General features: G+C 38.5%; 22 protein-coding genes and 1 pseudogene. 13 read left to right on the forward strand and 10 right to left on the reverse strand.

Going from position 1 to position 23,463, the window contains the following annotated elements:
• Positions 1-184 precede the first annotated feature (184 nt).
• From BN1068_RS01040 to BN1068_RS01065, 6 genes are all read left to right on the forward strand, one after another.
• Positions 185-1,423 carry an NADP-dependent malic enzyme gene (locus BN1068_RS01040; RefSeq protein WP_077600990.1) on the forward strand — a complete coding sequence of 413 codons (1,239 nt, stop codon included), beginning with the start codon at positions 185-187 and terminating at the stop codon, positions 1,421-1,423.
• 388 nt (positions 1,424-1,811) lie between these two features.
• Positions 1,812-2,666: an acetyl-CoA carboxylase, carboxyltransferase subunit beta gene (accD, locus tag BN1068_RS01045; protein WP_077600991.1), complete on the forward strand. Its 855-nt coding sequence runs from the start codon at positions 1,812-1,814 to the stop codon at positions 2,664-2,666.
• A gap of 6 nt (positions 2,667-2,672) precedes the next feature.
• A complete protein-coding gene (gene accA, locus BN1068_RS01050; RefSeq protein WP_077600992.1) occupies positions 2,673-3,629 on the forward strand; it encodes an acetyl-CoA carboxylase carboxyl transferase subunit alpha in 957 nt (318 codons plus the stop codon).
• A 136-nt stretch (positions 3,630-3,765) separates the two neighbouring features.
• Entirely contained in the window at positions 3,766-4,725 is a 960-nt protein-coding gene (pfkA, locus tag BN1068_RS01055) for a 6-phosphofructokinase (protein WP_077600993.1), read from the forward strand.
• A 282-nt stretch (positions 4,726-5,007) separates the two neighbouring features.
• Positions 5,008-6,768, forward strand: a complete 1,761-nt coding sequence (pyk, locus tag BN1068_RS01060; protein WP_077600994.1) for a pyruvate kinase — start codon at positions 5,008-5,010, stop codon at positions 6,766-6,768.
• A gap of 316 nt (positions 6,769-7,084) precedes the next feature.
• Positions 7,085-7,480, forward strand: coding sequence for an FxsA family protein (locus BN1068_RS01065; protein WP_077600995.1), 396 nt, complete (start codon positions 7,085-7,087; stop codon positions 7,478-7,480).
• Between the two features lie 4 nt (positions 7,481-7,484).
• Here the strand turns inward: BN1068_RS01065 and ytvI are convergent, their stop codons facing one another.
• Positions 7,485-8,591: a sporulation integral membrane protein YtvI gene (ytvI, locus tag BN1068_RS01070; protein ID WP_077600996.1), complete on the reverse strand. Its 1,107-nt coding sequence runs from the start codon at positions 8,589-8,591 to the stop codon at positions 7,485-7,487.
• 643 nt (positions 8,592-9,234) lie between these two features.
• Between ytvI and citZ the strand changes: the two genes are divergently transcribed.
• The 5 genes from citZ (at position 9,235) to BN1068_RS01095 (ending at position 15,544) form a co-directional block, all read left to right on the forward strand.
• Positions 9,235-10,353, forward strand: coding sequence for a citrate synthase (gene citZ / locus BN1068_RS01075; protein WP_077600997.1), 1,119 nt, complete (start codon positions 9,235-9,237; stop codon positions 10,351-10,353).
• Between the two features lie 61 nt (positions 10,354-10,414).
• A complete protein-coding gene (gene icd / locus BN1068_RS01080; protein ID WP_077600998.1) occupies positions 10,415-11,689 on the forward strand; it encodes an NADP-dependent isocitrate dehydrogenase in 1,275 nt (424 codons plus the stop codon).
• 146 nt (positions 11,690-11,835) lie between these two features.
• Entirely contained in the window at positions 11,836-12,774 is a 939-nt protein-coding gene (gene mdh / locus BN1068_RS01085) for a malate dehydrogenase (protein WP_077600999.1), read from the forward strand.
• 210 nt (positions 12,775-12,984) lie between these two features.
• Positions 12,985-14,397: a hypothetical protein gene (locus BN1068_RS01090; RefSeq protein ID WP_077601000.1), complete on the forward strand. Its 1,413-nt coding sequence runs from the start codon at positions 12,985-12,987 to the stop codon at positions 14,395-14,397.
• A 166-nt stretch (positions 14,398-14,563) separates the two neighbouring features.
• The gene (locus BN1068_RS01095) at positions 14,564-15,544 is read left to right on the forward strand and encodes a zinc-binding dehydrogenase (protein WP_077601001.1); all 981 of its coding nucleotides are present in this window, start codon (positions 14,564-14,566) and stop codon (positions 15,542-15,544) included.
• A 281-nt stretch (positions 15,545-15,825) separates the two neighbouring features.
• Here BN1068_RS01095 and BN1068_RS01100 read toward each other — a convergent pair whose 3' ends face one another.
• From BN1068_RS01100 to nfsA, 8 genes are all read right to left on the reverse strand, one after another.
• Complete coding sequence (locus BN1068_RS01100) at positions 15,826-16,683, reverse strand: DUF421 domain-containing protein (RefSeq protein ID WP_077601002.1); 858 nt, start codon at positions 16,681-16,683, stop codon at positions 15,826-15,828.
• Between the two features lie 14 nt (positions 16,684-16,697).
• On the reverse strand, positions 16,698-16,901 hold the full coding sequence (locus tag BN1068_RS01105) for a hypothetical protein (protein WP_077601003.1): 204 nt from the start codon (positions 16,899-16,901) through the stop codon (positions 16,698-16,700).
• Positions 16,902-16,912: 11 nt separating this feature from the next.
• A complete protein-coding gene (spoVAE, locus tag BN1068_RS01110) occupies positions 16,913-17,263 on the reverse strand; it encodes a stage V sporulation protein AE (RefSeq protein WP_077601004.1) in 351 nt (116 codons plus the stop codon).
• Positions 17,260-18,276 (reverse strand): stage V sporulation protein AD, encoded by a 1,017-nt coding sequence (gene spoVAD, locus BN1068_RS01115; protein ID WP_175637035.1) that lies wholly within the window; start codon positions 18,274-18,276, stop codon positions 17,260-17,262. The genes spoVAE and spoVAD overlap by 4 nt, the downstream gene beginning before the upstream one ends.
• Entirely contained in the window at positions 18,276-18,755 is a 480-nt protein-coding gene (spoVAC, locus tag BN1068_RS01120; RefSeq protein ID WP_077601006.1) for a stage V sporulation protein AC, read from the reverse strand. The genes spoVAD and spoVAC overlap by 1 nt, the downstream gene beginning before the upstream one ends.
• A gap of 63 nt (positions 18,756-18,818) precedes the next feature.
• Complete coding sequence (locus BN1068_RS01125) at positions 18,819-19,268, reverse strand: hypothetical protein (protein WP_077601007.1); 450 nt, start codon at positions 19,266-19,268, stop codon at positions 18,819-18,821.
• Positions 19,269-19,355: 87 nt separating this feature from the next.
• On the reverse strand, positions 19,356-19,559 hold the full coding sequence (locus BN1068_RS01130) for a DUF1657 domain-containing protein (protein ID WP_077601008.1): 204 nt from the start codon (positions 19,557-19,559) through the stop codon (positions 19,356-19,358).
• A 327-nt stretch (positions 19,560-19,886) separates the two neighbouring features.
• The gene (gene nfsA / locus BN1068_RS01135; protein WP_077601009.1) at positions 19,887-20,633 is read right to left on the reverse strand and encodes an oxygen-insensitive NADPH nitroreductase; all 747 of its coding nucleotides are present in this window, start codon (positions 20,631-20,633) and stop codon (positions 19,887-19,889) included.
• 276 nt (positions 20,634-20,909) lie between these two features.
• Between nfsA and BN1068_RS01140 the strand changes: the two genes are divergently transcribed.
• Together BN1068_RS01140 and BN1068_RS01145 are read left to right on the forward strand one after the other, a co-directional pair.
• On the forward strand, positions 20,910-21,311 hold the full coding sequence (locus BN1068_RS01140; RefSeq protein WP_077601010.1) for a YwpF family protein: 402 nt from the start codon (positions 20,910-20,912) through the stop codon (positions 21,309-21,311).
• Between the two features lie 56 nt (positions 21,312-21,367).
• Positions 21,368-22,732, forward strand: a complete 1,365-nt coding sequence (locus BN1068_RS01145; RefSeq protein ID WP_077601011.1) for a TrkH family potassium uptake protein — start codon at positions 21,368-21,370, stop codon at positions 22,730-22,732.
• 78 nt (positions 22,733-22,810) lie between these two features.
• Here BN1068_RS01145 and BN1068_RS23895 read toward each other — a convergent pair.
• Positions 22,811-22,891: pseudogene (locus tag BN1068_RS23895) on the reverse strand (YjcZ family sporulation protein); the annotation flags it as partial.
• Between the last annotated feature and the right edge of the window lie 572 nt (positions 22,892-23,463).

Consider the following 23,463-nt stretch of genomic DNA (forward strand, 5'->3'; position numbering starts at 1 on the left):
GCGTATTTTTTTACAATACATCAGCTGATATTCGGATGATCGAGAAGATAGTAATTTAATATGCAGTGTTACTTTACACAGGTTCATCATCTGTTATAATAAAAGGGATTTAAAAGGGCTTGGCCCAAATTGTAAGCGTAATAATTTTACATATTACTTACAGTATTTAAAGGAGCGGGATTCGATGGCAAACCTACGAGACGAAGCATTACATTTACACAAACAAAAGCAGGGGAAACTGGAAATAAAATCAAAGGTTCCCATGAAAAACAAAGAGGACTTAAGTCTAGCATATTCCCCTGGTGTTGCAGAACCTTGCAAGGAAATTTATGAACGGAAAGAAATGGTCTATGACTATACGATGAAGGGAAATATGGTTGCTGTAGTAAGTGATGGATCTGCTGTATTAGGCCTCGGCAATATCGGTGCAGAAGCTTCTTTACCTGTTATGGAAGGAAAAGCGGTATTATTTAAAGGTTTTGCAGGAGTAGATGCTTTTCCAATCTGTCTGGATACACAAGATGTAGACAAAATTGTAGAAACAGTAAAATTAATGGAACCAACCTTTGGCGGAGTCAATCTGGAGGATATTGCAGCGCCAAACTGTTTTATTATAGAAGACCGCTTAAAAAGTGAAACAAATATCCCTATTTTTCATGATGATCAGCATGGTACGGCAATTGTAACGGTTGCGGGATTAATGAATGCTTTAAAATTAGTAAATAAGGATTTTTCTAATATAAAAGTTGTTGCTAACGGAGCGGGCGCGGCAGGTATTGCAATCATTCGATTATTAAAGAGCCTGGGTGTTCATGACATGATTATGTGTGATTCCAGAGGAGCAATTTATGAAGGACGTCCTAACGGGATGAACCGGGTGAAAGAGCTTGTGGCAAAATATACCAATGCACAGAAGATCGAAGGAAGTCTGGAAGACGTACTAGAGGGTGCAGACGTATTTATCGGTGTTTCGGTGGGTGGCGCATTAACAAAAGAAATGGTAAAGAAAATGAATGATGATGCGATTATTTTTGCTATGGCAAACCCTGATCCGGAAATTTTACCAGACGATGCAAAAGAGGCTGGAGCGAGGGTTATTGGTACAGGCCGGTCTGACTTTGCAAACCAGGTAAATAATGTACTTGCTTTTCCGGGGATTTTCAGGGGTGCATTGGATGTCAGAGCAACACGGATTAATGAAGAGATGAAAATAGCTGCTGCAGAAGGAATCGCCTCTTTGATTTCAGAAGAGGAGCTGAATGAAGATTATGTTATTCCTTCCCCTTTTGATGGCAGAGTCGCCCCGCTTGTGGCCAAGCACGTAGCTGAAGCGGCGATGAAATCCGGTGTCGCCCGTGTCCAGGTAAATCCTGAAGAAATAGCAGAGAAGACAAGAAATCTGACAAAGGAAATCAATAAATAGTTTGACCTGGCAATTATCCTCGGAACCTTTTTTTATTAAAAGTGTTTTGGGGATAATTGTCATTTTAAATCTAAAATTAATTCTATCGGGAGAAGGCATCGTATTCGTTTGTAAAACAGTATTTAGCCGCCCTTCATTTGATAAAAAATTATTGTGAATAAAAAAACGTGATTGCACGACTTGGCATCAGGTGGTAATCTATTTGTTGGGATTCTAAAACTAAAAATACTTTCATTTTATGGAATAACTATTATAACTCGGCAAAATAGTTTACAATAGTAAAATAGGAAACAGCTCTTATTGAAAGCTCTATTTGAATACTAGATAATATATACAGCTTGTTTATATATGCTCAGATAATCTAGTAGTAGAAAAAGGGGGGATAAACTTGCCACTTAAAGATTTTTTCGGCAAGCGTAAGAAGTATGCATCAATCCCGAGCGAGAAGGCGAAAGTAGATGTTCCGGAGGGTTTAATGCAGAAATGTGATAATTGTAAACAAATCTATTATCGAAAAGAAATAGTTAAATCTTTATATGTTTGTCCAAACTGCGGATATCATCATCCAATGACAGCATGGACGAGAATTGAGAGCTTATTCGATGAAGGGACATTTCAAGAGTGGGATGCTGGTTTAACCTCTGCAAATCCGCTAAATTTCCCTGATTACGAGGAGAAGATTAAGAAAGACCGTCAGAAAACAGGGTTGAATGAAGCGGTTGTTACTGGCACAGGGGTAATCGAAAATAATCAGGTTGCATTTGCCGTTATGGATTCACATTTTCGTATGGGAAGTATGGGATCCGCAATCGGAGAAAAAATAACCAGAGCAATTGAAGAAGCCAGAAAAGAATCTATTCCGTTTATTATATTTACAGCATCCGGCGGTGCCCGTATGCAGGAGGGGCTCTTAAGTTTAATGCAGATGGCGAAAACATCATTTGCTGTTAAACGGTTCAGAGACAGCGGGAATTTAATGATTTCTGTTATGACCCATCCAACCACCGGTGGTGTGTCTGCAAGTTTTGCATCTATCGGAGACTATAATTTTGCCGAACCGGGGGCATTAATAGGTTTTGCTGGTCGAAGAATTATCGAGCAGACTATTCGTGAAAAATTACCAAACGATTTTCAGACTGCTGAATTTCAATTAGAGCATGGGCAGATAGATAAGGTTATTCACCGTCATGACATGAAAAAAATGCTTGGAAAAATTCTTTCCATGCATGCAGATGGGAGGTAATCATAAATGGCGCCAATAATGGAATTTGAAAAACCAATTGTAAATTTAAAAGAAAAGATTAAAGAATTAAAAGCATTCACAGAAAACAGTGAAATTGATTTGAAAGATGAAATAAAGACACTGGAAGAGCGCTTGGCAAAACTGGAAGAGGATATTTATGGAAATCTGAAGCCCTGGAATCGTGTCCAGATGGCCAGACATCCTGACCGTCCTACTACATTAGACTATGTAGAAAGACTATTTGAAGATTTTATTGAGTTTCATGGTGACCGTTTGTTTGGTGAAGATGAAGCAATTGTTTCGGGAATTGCTTATTATAAAAATCAGCCGGTAACTATCATTGGTCATCAGCGTGGAAAAGATACGAAAGAAAATATCAAACGTAATTTCGGAATGCCACATCCTGAAGGCTATAGAAAAGCGTTGCGTCATATGAAGCAGGCTGAAAAATTCAATCGCCCAATTATCACTTTCATTGATACAAAAGGGGCGTACCCGGGCAAGGCAGCTGAAGAAAGAGGACAGAGTGAAGCCATTGCCAAAAACTTAATGGAAATGGCCGGCTTAACCGTCCCTATTGTGTGTATTGTAATTGGAGAAGGCGGCAGCGGCGGTGCATTAGGAATCGGTGTAGGAAATCACGTTCATATGCTGGAGAATTCTACATACTCCGTAATTTCTCCAGAAGGCGCTGCTGCCATCCTGTGGAAGGACGCAGGTGAAGCGCAGCGTGCCGCTGAATCAATGCGGATTACAGCTCCTGATTTGAAAAAATTGGGCGTTATTGATGAAGTGATACCAGAGCCGAAAGGTGGAGCGCATCGGGACATTGATAAACAAGCTGCATTTATCGATCAAGTACTTGAAAAGTCTCTAAAAGAGTTAAAAGAATTGTCATCTGAGGATATTGTAGAAGAAAGATGGCAAAAATATAAAAAGATAGGTTCATTTCAAACGGTTTAAGTATCGTTTATAAAGGCTGAGGATGAATATCAGCCTTTATTTTAATTTGGATTATAATGAAAGAATCATGTAAAATAGATAGAGTAGTGGATGAAAGATTGAGAAATCAATAATCGATTAATGAGGTGAATCATAAATGAAAAAAATTGGTGTTTTAACTAGCGGAGGAGACGCTCCTGGTATGAATGCTGCTATCAGAGCAACTGTAAGAAAAGCAATCTATCATGACATGGAAGTAGTTGGGGTTAAAAACGGCTACCAGGGTTTAATGGATGGAAACTTTGAACAAATGCACCTTGGTTCTGTCGGTGATATTATTCACCGTGGGGGAACAATTCTTTTCTCAGCAAGAAGTGAAAAGTTTAAAACGGATGAAGGACAGCAAAAAGCAATTGAACAAATGAAGAAAGCCGGCATAGAAGGTTTAATTGTAATTGGGGGGGATGGCAGTTTTAAAGGCGCACAAAAGCTGACAGAAAAAGGTATCCCTTGTATTGGTGTACCTGGAACAATTGATAATGATATTGCAGGAACGGATTTCACAATTGGATTTGACACAGCTCTTAACACGATCATAGATGCCGTGGATAAAGTTCGTGATACCGCTACTTCTCATGAGCGTACATATGTCATAGAAGTAATGGGACGGGATGCAGGCGATTTGGCGCTTTGGGCCGGATTGTCTGTTGGTGCAGAAAGTATTCTTATTCCAGAGCAAAAAGATGAATTCTCCCAAATCGTTGACCGGTTAAACCGGGGACATAAGCGCGGGAAAAAGCATAGTATTATCCTGCTTGCGGAAGGTGTCGGCAGCGGATTTGATGTTGGAAAACAAATTGAAGAAGCAACTGACTTGGAAACAAGAGTAACTGTATTAGGACATATCCAAAGGGGCGGTTCACCAACTGGTCAGGATAGAGTACTGGCAAGCCGACTTGGTGCTGCAGCTGTAGAACTGCTGCTCAATAATAAAGGCGGGCGTATGGTTGGAATTCAAAACAACCAAATTGTAGATAATGATATTAATGATATTTTAAAATTGAAGCATCATATTAATAATGACATGTTCCAGCTATCTAAAGAACTTTCTATCTAACATACTTAAGGTGGATGTTCAAAAAGTGATATATAAGTTAATTCTTGCTCGTATTATTTGCTAAAAACTAGGTTTGATCCATTCGTGTGAATCTCCCGATTCACACGCCTTTCAGCCTTGCTGAAAGGTAGCAGTATGATGATATAACAAGGAAATAAATAAATTTATTTCCTTGTTATATCATCATACTGCATAAATGGATCAGGAGCACATACCAGCACTTAGGAACTTTTTGAACACGCTCTTATGATAGAATTTGGTTGAATTTAAGGAGGAATTAAAATGAGAAACACAAAAATTGTATGTACAATTGGGCCGGCATCGGAATCAATAGAAACATTAGAGAAGTTAATTGATGCAGGAATGAATGTTGCCAGATTAAACTTCTCCCATGGAGATTTTGATGAGCATGGTGCCAGAATTAATAATATTCGTGAGGCAGCTGCTAAGAAAAATAAAACAGTAGCTATTCTTCTTGATACTAAAGGGCCGGAAATTCGTACAGGAAACTTTAAAGAAGGAAGAGCAGATATTGTTCAGGGCGAAAAAGTAATTATTTCAATGAAGGAAGTTGAAGGAACTGCTGAACGGTTCTCCATTACGTATGATGGATTAATCAACGACGTTCATGAAGGATCTAAAATCCTGCTGGATGATGGACTTATCGAACTGGAAGTAAAAGAAATTAATCAGGACAGTGGAGAAATTATCACTGTTGCGTTAAACTCCGGAGAAATTAAAAACAAAAAAGGAGTTAACGTTCCAAATGTATCCGTCAATCTTCCCGGAATTACAGAAAAGGATACCAATGATATTATTTTTGGAGTGGAACAAGGGGTGGACTTTATTGCAGCATCCTTTGTCCGCCGCCCTTCAGACGTATTAGAAATTAAAGAAGTATTAGAGCAGCATAATGCAGAGCATATTAAAATTATCCCTAAAATTGAAAACCAGGAGGGTGTAGATAATATTAACAGCATCCTGGAGGTCAGTGATGGTTTAATGGTTGCACGTGGAGATCTTGGTGTGGAAATTCCTGCAGAAGATGTTCCTCTTGTACAGAAAAAACTCATCAAAAAATGTAATACAGCCGGGAAACCAGTTATTACAGCAACACAAATGTTAGATTCGATGCAAAGGAACCCTCGTCCGACCCGAGCAGAGGCTTCTGACGTTGCAAATGCAATTTTTGACGGCACAGATGCAATCATGCTTTCCGGTGAAACAGCAGCTGGTACTTATCCGGTTGAATCTGTACAAACCATGAGTAATATTGCATTAAAAGCAGAATCTGCATTAAATCATAAAGCTATTTTAGAAGAACGTTCTAAAAATGTTGATATGGAGATCAGGGAAGCTATTACACAATCCGTTTCTCATACAGCATATAACTTGAATATAGGTACAATTATTACACCGACAGAAAGCGGATCAACATCCCGTATGGTTTCAAAATATCGTCCTAAAGCAACGATTATTGCTGTAACAGTCGATGAAATAGTAAACCGTCAGCTTTCACTTGTCTGGGGCGTCCATGCAGTTATGGGCACACCGACAAAATCTACAGATGAGATGTTAGAAGTAGCTGTAAAACGGGGACTTGAAGCAGAAGTATGTAAACGCGGAGATACAGTACTTGTTGTTGCAGGAGTGCCTGCCGGTGAAAAAGGTACAACAAACCTAATGAAAGTCCATGTCATTGGTGATGTTGTGGCGAAAGGACAAGGAATCGGCAGAAGTAAAGCGTACGGGCATGTTGTCTTTGCTAAAAATAATGAAGAAGCATTAACTCGTATGAATGAAGGAGATATCCTTGTGACGCATGCTACCGAAAAAGAAATGATGCCGGCAATCGAGAAAGCTTCTGCAATTATTACAGAAGAAGGCGGTCTGACTTCTCATGCGGCAGTAGTTGGTGTCAGCATTGGAATCCCGGTTATTGTTGGCGTAGAGAATGTTTTTGAGGTACTGAAGGATGGCCAGGATATTACTGTAGACAGCAGCCGTGGACAGGTCTATGCCGGTCATGCAGGCGTACTGTAAACATATAAAAAAAATAGGTATATAAAACCCCCGATAGGATATCGGGGGTTTTATTTAAGAATAAAGAAGAGCACTTTTTCCTGTGGAAGCATACAGGACGTATGTCAGTTCAATTCCTGAGACAACGTTTTTTGATGAAGCGAGTAATCGTAGTCCCGGCATAGTCCCAGGAAGTCGCGAACTTAACCGTGAAAATATTCATTTTCAATGATACAATTCAATGGATAGATAATATAGGTATTTCTACTTTTATATATTTCGGGTATATTCTGGGAATGGGTAAAAATACCGCATCGAGGTAGAAAGGGTGTTGAAAATGAGAAATAAATACCTTCTTCTGGCATTTATAATTATCCCAGCAATAGAGATTGGCGTGTTTCTTTGGTTAAGCCAGCTTATCGGCGTTTTATGGGTAGTTGGATTAATTATCGGAACAGCAATGCTGGGTATTTTCCTTGCCAGGTATCAGGGGATGGAAGTTTTTAGACGCGCACAGCTGCAAATACAGAGAGGTACACCGCCAACCGATGAAATTCTCGATGGACTGGCAACGATGCTTGGTGCATTTTTGCTTATTATCCCGGGCTTTGTTTTAGATATAGTTGGTTTATTATTACTGATACCTTGGACAAGAAATCAATTTAAAAAGCAACTAAAGAAAATAGCAATGCAGCTTGTGGGCAGAAACACAATAATTTATCGCCGCTGGTGATAGATTACCCCTTAATGTAAAGAAATAATTGCTGAAATACACCGGATTTTTTGATGGCAAGGATAACCACTAAAATTACAGGAGCAAGGATAAACCCAAAGACGCCAAACCATTGGATGCCTAAAAACATCCCTATGAGCATCATTAAAGGCGAAATCCCAATAGAAGTTGCCATAATTTTAGGCTCTATCAATTGTCTGATAATGATGATAAGCCCATAAAGTATGGACAAACCAATTGTTAAAGGGTAATTAAAGGTTAAAAAGCTGAAAAGAATCCAGGGTACAATAATAATACCAATTCCTAAATACGGGATAAAATCTGCAATTGCTGCAAATAACACAATTGTAAAGGCATGCTCCACACGAAGAATGAGAAGACCGGCCCATAAAATAACTGCAGAAATACAAACAAGTATAACTTGAGCTTTAAAATAACCAATTACAGCTTCTTTTAAATGAGAGGCTATTTTTTTATGAAGAACGTACCAATTAGAAGGTATGATTTCATGAAACTTATTTTGGATGTTATGAAAATCATAGCTGATCATAAGCGTAGCCAGTATAATAAAAATAAAAACAGTAAAAGAATTTGGCAGCATCATAAGAAAATTTGCCGTTTGTTGTAACAGCATTTGAAAAAAGCGGGTCAATGCTGCAGTAATCGTTTCTGTAAAGGAATTTATATATTCATAGACTTCCAAACGATAATCAACATGTAAAGTAGTCAGAAAAGAAAGCAACTGATCATATAAAGGTAATATATGGATATCTAACACCTGTTGAAATTGTTCCATCATGTGGTGAAAATAGGCGGGCAGCCTGTCCGATAAGTAAAGAATGCCCTGATAGACCTCGCTAACTAAAAAGAATAAAGCAAATGTAAACAAACTGAAAAAAAGAATAAATGTGCTGATTAAAGCAAGCAGCCTTGGCATTTTCAGCCTTTCTGCAAAAAATCTGATGAAGGGCTGAAAGAGAAGCGATAGTAAGAATGCTATCAGAATAGGATATATATAAGGGAAAAGCATATAGAGAAGAAAAATACTGCCGAGTAAAATGATAATGATAATAAGACTGCGGATAAGTTGTCCAGCGATTTTTGATTGCATGATATTTCCCCCAAATAAACGACCTTATTGTAATCTATGATTTTATATAGCAAAGTAGAAGTATTAAGGTATTTTTGAATTCTCCTTTTGGACCGGGGGCTGAGATCACCCGCCCTGCTGAAAGGCGTGTGAATTACTATTCACACGAATGGATCAACTTCGTATTTCAGCACATCATACGAGCAAGGATGCACTTATAGCACTTTTTGAACACGCTCTATAAGGAATAATTTGATTTAACATGTATAAGTACGGAGGATCCGGCAGTTATTTTACGAAATTTAAACGGTTTCAATTCACATTCTGCCTATTATCATTTATAATGAAAGATGGGCAGGCAAAAAGGATTGCTTTAATCAAATCAGGGTACAAATAAAGATAAAGTTTTTTTCTGAGTTTGTTTAAAAAGTAGAATAATAAATTCTTTGATTCGTAACTTTCAAAAGATTTTGGTTCCACGTTTAATCGTCCACGAAACGCGAGTTCCATCACCTGATTGATACTAAGCGAATGTAATAAGATTTGCTTAAATTTATTCCTACATAGCTTTAAACAGCCAAAATTTAGTTTGTCACCCTTGTATTATTTATTTAATGTAGAACAATATGTAATACTCTGATTAACTGGAAAGGGAGAGGGTAATATGTCAACAACAAAAGGATTAGAAAATATTGTCGCAACACAATCAGCAATCAGTTCGATCATTGATGATCAATTATCCTATGTTGGTTATAAAATTGATGACTTAGCTGAAAATTCCAGCTTTGAAGAAATTATTTATTTACTTTGGAATCAAAAGCTTCCTGCGAAATCAGAATTAGATGCGTTAAAAGCTGATTTAGCAAAGAATATGACAATTTCAGATGATATTATTGATCATTTACGTTCATACGACTTGAAACGTGTTCATCCGATGGCAGCTCTACGGACAGCGGTTTCATTATTAGGAGTTTATGATGAAGAAGCAGATGATATGGAAGAAGCAGCAAATAAAAGAAAAGCAATCCGCATTCAGGCAAAGATTGCTTCTATCGTAGCTGCATTTGCCAGAATTCGTGATGGAAAAGATCCGGTTCAGCCAAAAGAAGGTTTAAGCTATGCTGCCAACTTCTTATTTATGCTAAATGGAAAAGAGCCGGAGGACATCGAGGTAGAAGCGATTAATAAAGCGCTTGTTCTTCATGCGGACCATGAATTAAATGCATCTACGTTTACAGCACGGGTCTGTGTGGCAACACTTTCTGATATTTATTCAGGGCTTGTAGCAGCTATTGGAGCTTTAAAAGGCCCATTACACGGCGGAGCAAATGAAAATGTAATGAAGATGCTTCTTGAAATCGGGGAAGAAGAAAATGCTATTCCATATATCAAGGAAAAATTGGAGAATAAAGAAAAAATTATGGGAATGGGGCATCGTGTATACCGTAACGGGGATCCGAGAGCTAAATTCTTAAAAGAAATGTCTAAGCAATTGACAAAACGTACCGGGCAGGAAAAATGGTATAACATGTCTATTAAAATTGAGGACTATGTGAAAGAGCATAAGGGTCTGCCTGCAAACGTTGATTTTTACAGTGCATCTGTTTATCACAGCTTAGGTATCAATGAAGATTTATTTACACCGATATTTGCTGTCAGCAGAACTTCCGGCTGGATAGCTCATATTTTAGAGCAATATGCTGACAACCGCTTGATTCGTCCGCGTGCTGAATATAATGGACCAGACTTACAGGATTATGTTGCTATTGAAGATAGAGGTTAATGATAATATCGTTAAAATGTAGTAGAATGTAATAGGAGTTATTAATAGGAGGTTTTTATCTATGACACAAGGTGAAAAAATTGTAGTAGAAAATGGCGAAATGAATGTACCAAATAAACCGGTAATTCCATTTATTGAAGGGGATGGAACCGGTCCTGATATTTGGGCTGCAGCCCGCCGTGTTATCGAAGCATCTGTTGAAAAAGCTTATAATGGTGAAAAATCGATCGATTGGTTAGAAGTATATGCCGGTCAAAAAGCTTTTGATAAGACAGGTGAATGGTTACCACAGGATACACTTGATAAAATTAACGAATATAAGATTGCTATCAAGGGTCCGTTAACTACACCTATCGGTGGCGGTATCCGCTCCCTTAACGTAGCTTTACGTCAAGAATTAGATTTATTTACCTGCCTGCGTCCTGTACGTTATTTTGAAGGTGTCCCTTCTCCGGTAAAACGTCCGGAAGATGTAGATATGGTTATTTTCCGTGAAAATACAGAGGATATCTATGCTGGTATTGAATGGCAGGAAGGCACTGATGAGGTTAAGAAGGTTCTTGACTTCTTAAAAAATGAAATGGGCGTTAAAAATGTACGTTTCCCTGAAACATCAGGCATTGGTGTTAAACCGGTATCTGAAGAAGGTACAAAACGTATTGTTCGTGCTGCCATTGATTATGCGTTAAGTGAAGGACGCAAGAGTGTTACTTTAGTACATAAAGGTAACATTATGAAATTTACCGAAGGAGCTTTCAAAAACTGGGGCTATGAAGTTGCTGAACAGGAATTCGGCGATAAAGTATTTACTTGGGCTGAATATGACCGCATTGTAGAAGCGGAAGGTAAAGATGCGGCAAACAAAGCACAGGATGATGCATTGGCAGCTGGTAAAATTCTTGTGAAGGATTCTATTGCAGACATCTTCTTACAGCAAATCCTTACCCGTCCAAAAGAGTTTGATGTGGTAGCAACAATGAACTTGAATGGTGACTACATTTCTGACGCGTTAGCTGCACAGGTTGGCGGAATTGGTATTGCTCCGGGAGCAAATATTAACTATGATACTGGACATGCTATTTTTGAAGCAACTCATGGTACTGCTCCAAAATATGCAGGATTAGATAAAGTTAACCCGTCTTCTGTTATTCTTTCAGCTGTATTAATGCTTGAGCATTTAGAATGGAGAGAAGCAGCTGACTTAATTACAAAATCAATGGATAAAACAATTGGTTCGAAAGTGGTAACTTACGACTTTGCCCGCCTTATGGATGGTGCAACAGAAGTGAAATGCTCTGAGTTTGCTGACGAACTTATTAAAAACATGGAAGCATAAATAAAAAGCTTTCTATGCTAAAAAGAATATGAAACAGAGTAATTAATTCTGTTAATCCCGAGAGAATGTTTGCAGCAACGATATAAATTATCATTTGCTGCAAACATTTTCTTCAAATAAAGGAAAAACAGTGGGAGGTAAATTTGATGGTTTCTGTACGCAAAAAAGTTTCCGTTATCGGTTCCGGATTTACAGGAGCAACCACTGCATTAATGGTTGCACAAAAGGAATTGGGAGATGTTGTTCTCGTTGATATTCCGGATATGGAGAACCCGACGAAGGGAAGAGCATTGGATATGGCGGAAGCAGCCCCGGTTCAAGGTTTTGATGCAAGAGTATCTGGAACTTCGGATTATGGAGATACAAAGGATTCCGATTTAGTGATTATTACTGCCGGAATTGCACGTAAACCGGGAATGAGCCGGGATGATTTAGTAAATACAAACGCAAAAATAATGAAGTCGGTTACAAAAGAAATTGTGAAGTATTCCCCGAATGCAATTATTGTTGTACTGACCAATCCTGTTGATGCAATGACGTATACAGTCTATAAAGCATCGGGCTTTCCCAGAGAACGTGTAATAGGACAGTCAGGAGTATTGGACACAGCTCGTTTTAGGGCTTTTGTGGCGGAGGAATTAAATATTTCCGTAAAAGATATAACCGGTTTCGTTCTTGGCGGACATGGTGATGATATGGTTCCGCTTACCCGTTATTCCTATGCTGGAGGAATCCCCCTTGAAAAACTTATTTCTCCAGAACGTCTGGAAGAGATTGTGCAGCGGACCCGGACCGGCGGCGGAGAGATTGTAAATCTGTTAGGAAATGGAAGTGCTTATTATGCACCTGCAGCATCGTTAACAGTAATGGCCGAGGCTATCCTCAAGGATCAGCGCCGTATTTTGCCATCTATCGCTTATTTAAATGGTGAATATGGGTATCAGGATATTTATCTGGGTGTTCCAACCGTTCTCGGTGGAAAAGGAATGGAAGAAATTATCGAGCTGGATTTAACCGAGGAAGAGAAAGTACAGTTAGATAAATCTGCAGACTCGGTGAAAAAAGTCATAGATATTCTCGAATAAATTTTAAAAAAAGCGCAATGGTTTAGAAATTTACCATTGTGCTTTTTTCTGTTGAGATGGAAGAGATTATACAACAAAACGTTATCTGACATAAATTTTCGTTCTTTACTATGATAAAACAGCCCTCACACATATTTTTATTATTTTGTACCCTCTGTCTTCCATGCTGCATAGGCTATTGTACACATTGAAGGAGAGGATCTGAATGAAATGAGTTTAACTATCCCGCATTTACTGTATGGTTTTTTCACCCTGCTTATTTTAGTGACAATGATTTTCCGGAGAGGGATTGTCCTTCCAAGCTTACTGGGAACGTTCGTTATTGCATGGGCCTATAAAGGAAGTATAGTCAGTGGATTTATGGCTATTTTCTATGCTAATTTAGTCGCTGCTCAGGAGCTTTTCAGCATCTTTTTGATTATTACGTTTATGCTTGCGTTGTTAAATGCACTAAAGGATCTACGGGCAGATGTGCTGATGATTCAGCCGGTGCAAAAGGTCATGACGAATGGACACCTTTCTTATTTTGTTTTGATTATTGTTACGTATTGTATCTCCTTATTTTTCTGGCCAACTCCAGCTGTCCCGCTTATTTGTGCTTTACTTGTTCCTGCTGCAATAAGGTCCGGGCTTCCCGCAATTACAGCTGCAGTTGCAATTACCATCGCAGGTCAAGGGATGGCACTATCCTCTGATTATATTGTTCAGGTAGCGCCGGCTTTATCCGCGAAAGCAGCAGGTGTAGAAACGTCTATAGTTGCAGACCGGTCTCTGGTTCTATCCCTTATTACCGGGATAACAGTTGCTGTATTAGCTTATTTATTTTACCGGAAATCGATCCGTTCAAAAGATGATCCTAGAAATCAGGTAGAAGCAGAACAAATTCAAGACTATGATTCTTCCGGGCATAAAGCAGCTTCAAAGCATCTGATTAAATGGAGCCGTATTTTTGCTTGGCTGGTGCCGGTTGTTTTGCTGGCGGTAGTTGGGTATATGCTCTATAATAAATTTTTTGGATCCAGTGAGTTAATTGGCGGAGAAGGTGCTGCCCTTGTAGGGGGAGTAGCGGTTATTTTATTATTACTTGCTACAGCTGTATTTGGAAAACGAAATGCGCTGGATTATGTAGGTAATCATATTACAAATGGATTTGTATTTGCCTTTAGAGCAATGGGGCCAGTTATTCCGATTGCTGGATTTTTCTTTTTAGGCAGCGCTGAATTTTCTAAGGAAATATTACTTGTAGAAGAAGCCCCATCTTTTTTATTTGAGATTATTACTTCTATCCAATCTTTTCTTCCAGAAAGTACAGTCTTTGTTGCTTTTAGTTTATTGTTAGTCGGGATTATCACCGGTTTGGATGGATCTGGTTTTTCGGGATTGCCTTTAACGGGAGCTTTGGCTGCATCATTGGAATCTTCTTCTATAGATGCGAGTACATTAGCCGCTATAGGGCAGCTTGGAGCTATTTGGGCAGGCGGTGGAGCATTAATTGCCTGGTCATCCCTAATTGCGGTAGCCGGCTTCTGTGGTGTTTCTGCAATAGAATTGGTGAGGAAAAATTTCTTCCCGGTCATTATTGGTTTAGGGATAGCAACAATTGCAGCAGTTTTTATATTTTAGGCTGTAAAACTAATAAAGAGCTTTCTTTTTTTATAAAGAGAGCTCTTTACTGATGAATCATGTACATAATAAATTCATGAGCTTATAATTGGGTAAAGAATCATTCATATTTTAAAATGAATATATGGACTGGATATTATTTGAGTGAAAGGGAGGAGTTAAATTGATGAGAGCACTTGTACATGAAAAAGGCAGTTTAAAAATGAGAGAAATGGAATTACAGGAGCCCGGGGGATCAGAAGTAGTTGTTAATCTGAAGGCAGCAGGAATTAACCGGAGAGATTTAGGTATTCCTAATCGTAGAAAAGGAGCAGAGGAGGCTCTGATACTTGGGTCAGATGGCGCCGGAATCGTTGAAAAAACAGGCAGAAACGTTACAGATGTAAAAGTTGGAGATGAAGTGATTATTAATCCTGCATTACGATGGAATAGAAATAGTGAAGCTCCACCTGTAGAATTTGATATTTTAGGGATGCCGGATCATGGAACGTTTGCTGAGAAAATTGTTATTTCTGAAGATCAGGTAGAACCGAAGCCGGCCCATATGAGCTGGGAAGAAGCAGCGGCGTTTCCATTGGCTGCATTGACAGGTTACCGGGCGATGTTTACAAAAGGTCAGCTTCAAAAAGGAGAGACTGTTTTTATCCCTGGAGCAGGCGGAGGGGTGGCAACTTATTTAATTGCTTTTGCGAAAAATATTGGTGCCCGGGTTATTACAACATCAAGAAGTGCTGAGAAAAGAGAAAAGGCTGTAAAACTTGGAGCAGATGTTGTTATTGATACAGCTGATAACTGGAAAGAAAGGCTGGCCAATGAGACAATTGATATGGTTATTGATAGTAACGGAAAAGCAACCTTCAGCCGCTCTTTAGCTATTTTGAAGAAGGGAGGAAGATTTGTAACATTCGGCGCAACTACGGACGATATTGTGGAGTTTGATCTGCGTTCTTTCTTTTATGGGCAGTACAAGCTTATCGGATCCACGATGGGCTGCAGGGAAGAATTGATTGCTGCTCTTGAGCATGCTGAACAATACCAATTACATCCGGTGGTCGATCGTGTTTTTTCTCTCGATCAAAGTTTAGATGCATTCAGCTATTTAGATGGAGGAAAGCAATTTGGAAAGGTGATTATCCGTATTTCTTAAACTATAGCTTTCAGCAGCTGGATTTAAAAAGGGCCGGCGCCATTACCTGCCCCGAAAACAAGGCGTCCAATCAGTTATTAGATAAGCTTGGATTTCAAAAAGAAGGATTGTTAAGAAGTTATATTAACCAGGCGGAACAATCTCAGGATACCTGTATTCATTCATTTTTAAAAGAAGAATGGGAGCAGCGGTAAAATAATCAGGAAAATATAGGCAGGGGACTTTTATATAGCTGAAAAAGTCCCCTGCCTATTTATATGCATAATCAGCATTCAGCTGTATTATTTTAAATAAGGCTCCATTCGTCTCACTGCTTCCTGCAGCCGTTTTTGATTCCGGTCGTATAATTCCTTAGCTTGAGGATTATCCGTAGCTAAAGCAAACAGTTCTAAATCCGCCTGGCATTTTTTCATACTGGCTAATAATAGCGCAGATTGTGCTGGCTCAGGGACAGCAATGTGATCATCATAAAGATCAAGGAATAACTGTCCCTGATGATCCACCTGCCCGAGAAAAACATTATCTATCGTGACATTTTGTTTCTCTAATTCTGCTTCCAGCCAGGTCGGATTTAATGAAGCATTAGCCAGAGGCTCCAGCAGTATATTACCGTCCGCAATAACTGTTTGCGGCTCTTTGTCAGGTGCTGGAGTAATATTTAAGTCCTTTAAGGTTATCGGACGATTCTCCCGTTTTGGCAGAACATTTAATTCGCCAGTCGGCTCTAACACAGCAAATTCTACATCAGAAACAAGAAATTGATCGTTATTCCTGAGCTTTTCTAATAGGTCATCGGTAGAATAGCCTTCCTTTTTTAAATTTTCCTCCATAACCTTCCCATTTTGAATAAAAACGGTGCTTTTTCCATCCGTAAAGTCCCGTATACGCTTGCTTTTCAGGGATAGCTTTTCAATTGTGAATGCAGCAATAAACCAGACAAACATGGCTAATAATGCATAATAAAAGCTATTGTATGGATCAACAGTATGGAAGGCAGCAATTCCTCCGAGTACAATTCCGGAAATGGTTTCAAATATATTGAGCTGCGATAATTGTTTCGCCCCAAGCCACTTTACAAAGAAAAATAAGACGGTAATTAAAATAACGGAGCGAATAATAATTGATATCCATTCAGGCATGATTTTCCCTCCCTTTAGGATTTATATTGCGGTTCTTGTTTATCAATATGAATGATTTGCTGATGTATATCCTGACGTGCAATCTTAATTAATCGAGAAGTTTCATCTATTGTTGTTTTTAAGCCTTGTTCCGTTGTTGAGGCTTGTAACAGGTCTAATCCAGCTTCAATGGATTTTAAGGTAGCATAGCATGTTTTTACTTGTGATCCTACTGTCATAAAGCACCTTCCTATCCTTTTGGTTTAAAAATAATAGCTCCGATAACACCAAATATAATCGCAGCGGAAATACCTGCACTTGTTACTTCAAACATTCCTGTTACTACTCCAATTAATCCGTGTTTTTCCGCTTCCTGCATTGCTCCGTGTACTAAAGAGTTCCCAAAGCTTGTAATAGGTACTGTTGCTCCTGCTCCGGCAAAATCGATAAGCGGTTCATACCAGCCAACTCCATCCAAAATAGCTCCAGCAATAACTAAAATCGATAAAGTATGTGCAGGAGACAGCTTAAATACGTCGAACATAATTTGCCCAATAACACAGATAAGGCCTCCTACAACAAATGCCCAGAAAAAAATCATATATGCTCACTCCTTGCTTCTATTGATACAGCATGTGCAATACATGGGATGGGGTCTTTTTGCTGAACGCTTAGTGTAGAGTGAAGGGACCCGGTTGCTGCGACAAGAATTCTTTTTAAATTTCCTTTTATTACTTCCTGAAGGAAATGTCCATAGGTCACAATGGCAGAACATGCTGCTCCGCTCCCTCCGGCAAGAACCGGCTGGTCCTCCCGATAGATGGCAATTCCGCAGTCAACATATTTTTCTGCGTCAATCGGGATATTCCGGTCATGTAATAAATCCAGAGAAACCTCTCTTCCAATATGTCCAAGGTCGCCTGTTATGATTAAATCGTAATAAGATGGATCAATCTGCATATCCCGAAAGTGTGCTTCAATTGTATCGGCGGCAGCGATAGCCATAGCCCCGCCCATATTAAATGGGTCAGTCATGCCCATATCAGCTACCTTTCCAATTGTGGCAGATGTTATAGCTGGTCCGGTCCCATTTTGAGCGACAAGCGCACATCCTGCTCCAGTAACCGTCCACTGGGAGGTAGGGGGCTTCTGTCCGCCATATTCTGTCGGGTAACGAAATTGCTTTTCCGTAGCTGCGTTATGGCTGGATGCTGCACAAAGAATATAATTAGCTCCCTTAGCATTAATAATAGAAGCAGCGAGTGCCAGACTTTCCATCGAGGTGGCACAGGCACTGAAGGCTCCTAAAAAGGGAATGCTGCTTGTACTTGCCGCAAAGCTGGTCGGTGTCATTTGGTTAATTAAATCACCGGCAATTAAAAATTCCACGCTTTCTTTTTCGATACGGCCTTTTTTTAAAGTAGTCTGTATCGCTTCTTCCAGCATTTTTTGCTGGGCTTTCTCCCAGGAATCCTGATTAAGCCACATATCCTCATGAAGAATATCAAATGCTTCAGGAATTTTCCCTTTTGCTTCAAATGGTCCGCCAACAGTTCCTGTAGACAGAATAGATGGACGATTTTCGAAAATCCAGGATTGATGTCCTTTTAGCATTAGAATCCCCCCCATTGTGTGAGTATGGTTTTAATGATGGCTACGATAAATGCTGAAAATACGCCGTAAACAATGACAGGTCCGGCCAGTTTGAGCATATTGCTGCCGACACCGAGGATAAATCCTTCTGATCGATACTCAATTGCGGAAGAGATAACGGCGTTTCCAAAACCTGTTACAGGAACTGCAGAACCTGCTCCGGCAAATTGGGCAATACGGTCATAGACACCGAAACCGGTTAACAGCATCGTAAGAAAAATTAACGTAGCAACAGTTGGATTTCCGACTGTTTTTTCTGTGAAATTAAATTGGTAAATATAAAAGGTAGAAATAAGCTGTCCGATGAAACAGATTAAACCGCCAATAAGGAAAGCCTTGATACAATTTTTAAAGATGGGCCGTTTTATTTCACGTTTTTGTTGGAAAGCTTGATACCGCTGCTGATTTGGCTGTAATTTTTGTTTCTTTTTATCTCCCATTTAAGACACTCCTTTTCGGGTTTATACGAAACAAACGGAGGATTTCTGAAACCTTCTCTCCTATCAAGTCTGTTCCTTGGATAAATGTATTATTTTCTCCATTTGTTTCTTTATTTCATCATCTGTTAAAGTATTTTTTGTTATTTTTTCCTCTAAGTCAGCTGTTTCAAGGATTATCTTTTTATCGGTTGACAATTCTATGGTGAAATTGGGAAAATTCTGCTCCAGTTCTTTTTGATAGGTTTTACTTTTTTCCTTTAATGAAAAACGCTCATGATGAGGAATTTCAATAGTCACAAGCAGCATATCTTTTGTATTTACTGCGTGAACAGCTTTAATATCATCTCTATCCGCAAGTAATTCTTTTGCCTGGACAGCAGCTTCTTGTTCTTGATTAGAACTCGTAGATAAATGCGTTATATTAGGGTCATCGGAATAAGAAGATTCGCTATGATTACAACCGGCTAAAAAAATAATAAAGAGTATCAACAGTGTAATTTTCCTGGAGTTCATATACTCACATCCTGTTCTTCATTCTGATATGTAGGGGGGACTGTACGGAGAGTCCCCGGTTTTCTTGTGCCTTTCTAACATACCTTATTACTGTTTGTATTGAGGCTCTTCCTGCATAACCTGCTGCACTCTTGGCTCTAATTGGTCTAAAATACCCTGTGTTTGCTGTGCTGCATTTTTATATAGTTGCTGTGCCTGCTTATTATCTGTTTGAAGTGCAAACTGCTCAAGGCTCGCCTGTGCACTTTTTAAACCTGATATAGTTTGTTGAACCTGCGTACCTACTGTCATTATCTTCACTCCTTTTCATATCTTGCACTTATTATTTTGATAAAAAAGTCATTTTTTATGCTTGTAAACAATTTCCAAAATCCTTATCAGTAGAGAGATCTGAATTTGTAAAGAGATGAGAAAAAGGAAGAACAGAGGTACATATGAAGGAGAAGATAACGTTTTTACATTTGAAGAAAACGGGAATTTGATGCATAAAAAAACGACAGTTTATTGAACCACTCTCCGAATGTTAGATGTATTAACATTCGGAGACACAGTTCAACTGCCTGTCGTTTTTTATAGGGTAGAGGAATTTATATTTTTTCTCTATGGATAATTTAATTTTTAATGCTTGTTTAAATTTTTTGCTTTTACAAATGGACCTACATCCATACGGGTTGGTTTCTCATATTTTTGGCCGATTTGTTCTGTCCATGTTTCCTGTTTGTTATTGGAATTCCGGGATTCATAATAGTCTTTCATAGTCAAATCATATTCCTGAATAAAATGCTTTTGTTTCTCAAAAGGAATATATTGATTTTCGTGATATATAGCTGCAAGCGGCAGACGTGGTTTGATATCAGGTATTTCTTTTGGATAGCCGATAGCCATACCAAACAACGGAACAACATGATTTGGTAATTTCAGAATATCGTTAAAAGCTTGAATATCATTACGCAGACTTCCCAGATAGCAAATCCCCAATCCCAAAGATTCTGCTGCAATGGCAGCAGTTTGGGCAGCTAAAGCAGCATCAATCGTGCCGACGATAAATTGCTCCGTACTTTCAATATTTGTTTGAAAGGTCTCTGTATGTTCAATTCCTTCCAGTTGCTCAATCCGGTGTAAATCTGCACAAAAGATCAGCAAATGACCGTTATTCTTCACATGAGCATGTCCGGAAACGGCATAGAGCTGTTCCTTGATTGCTGAATCTGATACGCCGATAATACTATACGCCATTACATTACTGGAGGATGATGCGCGTTGTGCAGATTCAACAATTGTTTTTATTTGAACATTATTTAAAGGTTTATCTGCAAATTTTCGAATAGATCGGTGATTCATTATTGTTTCAATGATTTGATTCATGTTGCTACTCCCCTTTTTCTATATTGTAAAAATGAATGTTTACATGATATATACTGTAAAAAAATATTTGCTAGTAAGTGTATCATGGGATTCTGCCTGATTCCAATAATCTTGCTCTTACGTCTGTTAGAGAAAATAATAATGCTTCTGTTTAATGAACGAAATGTAAAAACTATGTTATTATAAGGGCAGCATAAGCCTTCATATTAAAATGAGATGGACTCCTAATGATAAGTATTGTAAAATTATTAGGATTCATACGGAGGAGTGAAATGAATGAAAACATTTAAACTGCGTAAATTAGTGATTTTAGATTATGATAAAGGACTGGAAGGGACGGAAGTAAAACTGATTGACGGGCTGATTATTAACCGTGAAGATGACCATGATACATGGTTAATCGAAGGGTTTATCAATCATTCCTATTGGGAGTATTTTAAAGATAAACAGAATGAAGAGCTGATGGTTCAGGCGACAATTACAAAAGATACGAACGAACCAGCTTCATTTATAACGAAATTGACGGAGCTGCACGAAATTGGGGAGCAAATGAATGTAATGCTGATGGGGAAAATAATAGATAAACAAAAGAAAGATGTGGAGCAGCTTTTAACAACCCTTGTAGAGAAGGGGTATGAGGGAGATAATTTAATCCAGAAATTTAAAGAAATTTATTAGCAGACTGTTTGAACACACACTTTTAGATTTTTATTTGTGAAGAAGAAGGGGAAGTAATGCAAAAAACACGTAACAAATACAAAAATATCCACCAATGGACACCTTTTCAGCTGCTGCTGTTTTATTATATTGCTGCGATAGCGTTATCGACTATATTGTTATCTTTACCTGTTGCTCATCAACGAGGTATCGATATTCCTTTTATTGATATTGTATTTACAGCAGTCAGTGCCATTAGTGTAACAGGACTAAGTACAATTTCTATTGCTGATTCATTAAGTACAACCGGGATTATTATTCTGGCTTTGATTATGCAGCTCGGAGCAGTCGGGATTATGGCAACTGGTACAATGCTCTGGATTATGTTAGGAAAGCGGATTGGCTTTAGAGAAAGAAATATGATTATGACTGACCAGAATCAAACCCATTTTGATGGTATGGTAAGATTAATTAAAAATATTGTTTATGTATTGCTGGCGATTGAAGCTGTTTTTTTCATTATCATCGCGCTCTATTTTATGAAGTATTACTCTTCGGCTGGTGAAGCATTATTACATGGTTTTTTCTTTGTGATCAGTTCTGTGTCTAACGGCGGTTTTGATATTACCGGGCAATCCCTGATTCCATATCAATCTGATTATTTTGTCCAATTTATGTGTATGATACTCATTATTGTTGGTGCCATCGGCTATCCGGTGATTATTGAAGTGAAGGAATATTTATTTCATAAAAGAAAATTAAAAAACCAATTTCATTTTAGTTTATTTACAAAGCTGACAACAACAACCTTTTTTTGTCTGATACTGGTTGGGGCTGCCGGAATTTTTTTGTTTGATCTTCATGGATTTTTTAAAGATGTCAGCTGGCATGAGTCATTATTTTATGCTTTGTTTCAATCTGTTACAACAAGAAGTGGTGGACTGGCCACAATGGATTTGAATTTATTATCGGATACAAATCATTTATTTATGTCAGCATTAATGTTTATCGGAGCATCCCCTAGCAGTGCCGGAGGAGGAATCCGGACAACGACCTTTGCCTTGGTTCTTATTTTTCTATTTACATTTATCCGGGGCGGGAGAAGCGTTAAAATATTTCATAGAGAGATTTATGAAGTCGATTTAAATAAAGCTGTTACCGTAACTTTTTTTGCAATTATCGTTGTGTTTTCATCTATCATTATACTTACTCTGTTAGAACCGGTTTCTCTGGATGCGGTTATTTTTGAAGTAACCTCCGCTTTTGGAACAGTTGGTCTTTCTCTGGGAATTACAGATGAGTTATCCGCAGTCAGTAAAATTATATTGATGATATTAATGTTTATTGGCCGGGTTGGTATACTTACCTTTCTAATGATATTTAAACGTAAAAAGGATCCTGCAAAATTTAATTATCCGAAGGAAAGAATTATTATTGGTTAAAGCAGCCATTGAAAAAGGGGAAAATGTTGATCATGTAAAATAAAATGGCCTGTGCCTTCAGCACAAGCCATTTTTTGATTAGCAGTAAAATGCAGCTCCTACGATGATTAGTAAAATGAAAAGAACAACAATCAACGCAAAGCCGCCAGCGTAGCCGCCGCCATAGCCGCCACCATAACCGTAGCCACCACCATATCCATAGCCCATGCTTTTCACCTCCTGAACTTACAGTATTACTGTATGCAGATAGATAAAATGTGTATAGACGTTTACCCAGTTTTTCTCGGAACCGAATGCTATCGTTCAGGTAATTGCAGTGCAGAAAAACATGCAATCACATTTTTTTCTTTATTTTATGTCAGGATATTGATAAGATGGTATTAGAATAGGTATATTAAATAATAGTATGTACATATGTGAAGGGAGTGCTTGGGGATGGAAATGCTTTTTGGTGTGGTTTGTTTTGGGATTCTTGTATTAAATATTGGTTTTTGTGTTATGGATAAAGAATAGTTTATTCAGAAGAACAAAAGCGCAGAGCGCCTGCTTAAAAACGTAGAGATTGGAGCGGCGCAACTGAGATAAAGGAAACACGGTGAGGTAACGAACCGATGTTGACTTATCGTAGGGCGCGACGTGAAATCTCCTAGTTTTTGGCGCTCGGAGCTGGATGCGGCTGTTTTTCTATAAATAGTTATCCACAAGGCAATAATTCTATAATTTCCTAGACA

It is taken from the genome of Oceanobacillus sojae (genome assembly GCF_900162665.1).
In the GTDB taxonomy this organism is placed as follows: Bacteria; Bacillota; Bacilli; order Bacillales; family Amphibacillaceae; genus Oceanobacillus; species Oceanobacillus sojae_A.

Bases quoted from the DNA above. Each gene is read 5' to 3' on its own strand.
- BN1068_RS01040 (WP_077600990.1), top strand. From the start codon at position 185: ATGGCAAACCTACGAGACGAAGCATTACATTTACACAAACAAAAGCAG.
- accA (WP_077600992.1), top strand. From the start codon at position 2,673: ATGGCGCCAATAATGGAATTTGAAAAACCAATTGTAAATTTAAAAGAA.
- pfkA (WP_077600993.1), top strand. From the start codon at position 3,766: ATGAAAAAAATTGGTGTTTTAACTAGCGGAGGAGACGCTCCTGGTATG.
- pyk (WP_077600994.1), top strand. From the start codon at position 5,008: ATGAGAAACACAAAAATTGTATGTACAATTGGGCCGGCATCGGAATCA.
- BN1068_RS01065 (WP_077600995.1), top strand. From the start codon at position 7,085: ATGAGAAATAAATACCTTCTTCTGGCATTTATAATTATCCCAGCAATA.
- ytvI (WP_077600996.1), bottom strand. From the start codon at position 8,591: ATGCAATCAAAAATCGCTGGACAACTTATCCGCAGTCTTATTATCATT.
- citZ (WP_077600997.1), top strand. From the start codon at position 9,235: ATGTCAACAACAAAAGGATTAGAAAATATTGTCGCAACACAATCAGCA.
- icd (WP_077600998.1), top strand. From the start codon at position 10,415: ATGACACAAGGTGAAAAAATTGTAGTAGAAAATGGCGAAATGAATGTA.
- mdh (WP_077600999.1), top strand. From the start codon at position 11,836: ATGGTTTCTGTACGCAAAAAAGTTTCCGTTATCGGTTCCGGATTTACA.
- BN1068_RS01090 (WP_077601000.1), top strand. From the start codon at position 12,985: ATGAGTTTAACTATCCCGCATTTACTGTATGGTTTTTTCACCCTGCTT.
- BN1068_RS01095 (WP_077601001.1), top strand. From the start codon at position 14,564: ATGAGAGCACTTGTACATGAAAAAGGCAGTTTAAAAATGAGAGAAATG.
- BN1068_RS01100 (WP_077601002.1), bottom strand. From the start codon at position 16,683: ATGCCTGAATGGATATCAATTATTATTCGCTCCGTTATTTTAATTACC.
- BN1068_RS01105 (WP_077601003.1), bottom strand. From the start codon at position 16,901: ATGACAGTAGGATCACAAGTAAAAACATGCTATGCTACCTTAAAATCC.
- spoVAE (WP_077601004.1), bottom strand. From the start codon at position 17,263: ATGATTTTTTTCTGGGCATTTGTTGTAGGAGGCCTTATCTGTGTTATT.
- spoVAD (WP_175637035.1), bottom strand. From the start codon at position 18,276: ATGCTAAAAGGACATCAATCCTGGATTTTCGAAAATCGTCCATCTATT.
- spoVAC (WP_077601006.1), bottom strand. From the start codon at position 18,755: ATGGGAGATAAAAAGAAACAAAAATTACAGCCAAATCAGCAGCGGTAT.
- BN1068_RS01125 (WP_077601007.1), bottom strand. From the start codon at position 19,268: ATGAACTCCAGGAAAATTACACTGTTGATACTCTTTATTATTTTTTTA.
- BN1068_RS01130 (WP_077601008.1), bottom strand. From the start codon at position 19,559: ATGACAGTAGGTACGCAGGTTCAACAAACTATATCAGGTTTAAAAAGT.
- nfsA (WP_077601009.1), bottom strand. From the start codon at position 20,633: ATGAATCAAATCATTGAAACAATAATGAATCACCGATCTATTCGAAAA.
- BN1068_RS01140 (WP_077601010.1), top strand. From the start codon at position 20,910: ATGAAAACATTTAAACTGCGTAAATTAGTGATTTTAGATTATGATAAA.
- BN1068_RS01145 (WP_077601011.1), top strand. From the start codon at position 21,368: ATGCAAAAAACACGTAACAAATACAAAAATATCCACCAATGGACACCT.